Here is a 2,427-nt window from a genome sequence, read left to right on the forward strand (position 1 = left end):
AGATGAAAAGAAAGCATCGGTTGCTATTAAGGCAGGTGCAGATCATGTCATTAGTTATGACAAAGAAAACTTTGCAGACCGGGTAAATGAGATTACAGATGGGCAGGGGGTTAATATTGTTTTAGATTCTGTTGCAGGGGTGGTCACTGAAAAAAGTCTACTCTGTTTAGCACCGTATGGCCGGTTGGTTCAATTTGGTAACTCTAGCGGAACTGCAGGCATATTTAATACAAGTGATTTGCATGCAAGTTGCCGATCAGTACTCGGATTCAGTTTAGGCACAACGAGAAGGCTCCGGCCAGAATCGTTGCAGCATACTGCTAAACAAGTTTTACAATACATAAGCGAGGGAAAACTAAAATTTGAAATCAGTCATCGTTTTCCTTTAGATCAAGCAGTACAAGCTCACAAGCTAATTGAAAGCAGGCAAAGCACGGGAAAAATTTTATTGGATGTAAAGTAATTATATTTATCAAATCCAAGATGTATCCATAACATCACAGAAATGTTCCATCTTGCACTAATCCACTTAAACACAAAAAGCAGGAGTATTCTCCCGCTTTTTGTTCACTGAACTTGCTTTTTATCTACGTAGCTCATAAAATCCTTCGCTTTAATAAACTCCGCTTGAAGATCGGAAGGGATCATTTCGATATCGATTGGCCCTTCACTCGGATCAATATTACTTTTTACTAACACTTCCTCATAGGTCATAAGTGCTTCAATATAGGCTGTATACTCCTCAGAGGATAAGATTTCTTTACTTGACTTTAATCCATTTAGTTTATCAAAGAAAGGCTGAACGCCCATTAACGCTTGTTTGATTTGAACTAGTTCTTCTGAAGGAATTTGAGAATAATCTATATTTCCATATGGATCGCCATATTGTAATTTCGAGGACGTTACCACATTTAGCAATTCCTTAAATTCCTTGTATTCTTCTGTGTTTAGTTCACCTTTAGCCTGTGATAACTTCGCACTTAAAAGCATGTATCCATCCATAGTGGCCTTAAAGATATGCTTCTTTAAGTTTTCGAAGGAACCGTAAATGTCATCAGCTAAAAAGGATTGGGAAGCAAAAACTCCGGTCGGGATGAGCAAGGTTGCTGCTAAAATGCCTGCAGCCAAACGTTTTCTCAATTTTCCGTTTGCAGTTTCGATGTTGCTTATGATTTTTGTTTTTAATTCTGGTGGGGGCATAAATGAATTGCCTTTTTCTTGTAGAGACTCTCTTAACTGATTTTCAATAATCATAAACATTCCTCGCATTCTCTAAAAGTTTTTTTCCTTTCTCATTGGCACGCAATTTATTTAATGCTGCATTAATTCGTGACTTCACCGTTCCAAGCGGAATCTCTAAAATTCTTGCAACCTCGTCTTGAGAAAAATCGTTTAAATAACGAAGTATAATCACCTGTTGCAACTTATAAGGCAGCTGAGTAACTAATTCAACAAGCTCCTGATTGGTTAATTTATTAACAACTTCATTTGAAAAATCTAAGACTGCCGGCTGTTTTAATGCTTCTGCCTTTTTAATAATCCTCACATGCATCCATCTTTTTCGTCGATAGGACTGAATTTGTTTCATGACAATCCCCATATACCAAGATTTAAATGGCCTGTTGGTATCATATTTTTTCAAAGATTTGAAGAGCTGTATGTAAATTTCCTGAACCAAATCATCTACATCAGCTTTGTCCTCAATAAGGAAACGAGACGTTTTATATATATCAGGGATTGTTCTTTCATAAAGCTCGTTGTACGCTTGCTTATCATCCGATAGAATCCGTTCGATTAATGGATGATGATAATTAGGGTCTGTCATTCAAATGAACACCTCCTTATTGTTTTCTACTATATATTGGTAAGATATTGAAGTTTCGTTCGATAATTATTAATAAATATTGTTATTTCGTTTAAAAATGATCGGTTGCATTATATAAGGATTATAAAGTAAGGATTGAGATAAAGGAAAAAGTAGGTAGTTTCCAGAATATAAACTCTACATACACAAATGGAGTGAGAGAATGTTTCCAATACTAGAAACAGAAAGATTGTTACTAAGAGAACTTGTTGAAGAAGATACGCAAGGTGTTTTCAATTGTTTTTCCAATCCTGATGTCACACGTTTCTATGGACAAGATACTTTAACAAGCATGGATCAGGCTAAAGAGTTTATCCGAATTTTTGAACAAAATTTCAATGAAAAACGTGGGATTAGATGGGGAATTCAGGTAAAAGACGGGGGAGAAGAAATCATTGGCACAATCGGGTTTAATCTCTGGTCACCTAAACATAAGAGGGCCGAGATTGGCTACGAGATCCATCCCAATCATTGGCGCAAGGGTTATGCGGCTGAAGTGGTTTCCAAAATTGTATCATTTGGCTTTAATGAACTTGGATTAACACGAATTGGAGCAGTTGTTT

General features: G+C 36.5%; 4 protein-coding genes. 2 read left to right on the forward strand and 2 right to left on the reverse strand.

Annotated features, from left to right (window positions below; genetic code table 11):
• Window positions 1-49 precede the first annotated feature (49 nt).
• Window positions 50-463 carry a zinc-binding dehydrogenase gene (locus tag V7149_RS26670; RefSeq protein ID WP_438824154.1) on the forward strand — a complete coding sequence of 138 codons (414 nt, stop codon included), beginning with the start codon at window positions 50-52 and terminating at the stop codon, window positions 461-463.
• Between the two features lie 104 nt (window positions 464-567).
• Here the strand turns inward: V7149_RS26670 and V7149_RS23890 are convergent, their stop codons facing one another.
• Together V7149_RS23890 and V7149_RS23895 are read right to left on the reverse strand one after the other, a co-directional pair.
• Entirely contained in the window at window positions 568-1,254 is a 687-nt protein-coding gene (locus V7149_RS23890) for a DUF3600 domain-containing protein (RefSeq protein WP_335348067.1), read from the reverse strand.
• Window positions 1,244-1,825 (reverse strand): sigma-70 family RNA polymerase sigma factor, encoded by a 582-nt coding sequence (locus V7149_RS23895; RefSeq protein WP_335348068.1) that lies wholly within the window; start codon window positions 1,823-1,825, stop codon window positions 1,244-1,246. The genes V7149_RS23890 and V7149_RS23895 overlap by 11 nt, the downstream gene beginning before the upstream one ends.
• A 202-nt stretch (window positions 1,826-2,027) precedes the next feature.
• On the opposite strand from V7149_RS23895, the gene V7149_RS23900 reads away from it, so the two are divergent.
• A partial coding sequence (locus V7149_RS23900) for a GNAT family N-acetyltransferase (RefSeq protein WP_335348069.1) occupies window positions 2,028-2,427 on the forward strand: 400 nt, incomplete at its 3' end.

Source organism: Bacillus sp. JJ1503 (assembly GCF_036965125.1).
In the GTDB taxonomy this organism is placed as follows: Bacteria; Bacillota; Bacilli; order Bacillales; family Cytobacillaceae; genus Cytobacillus.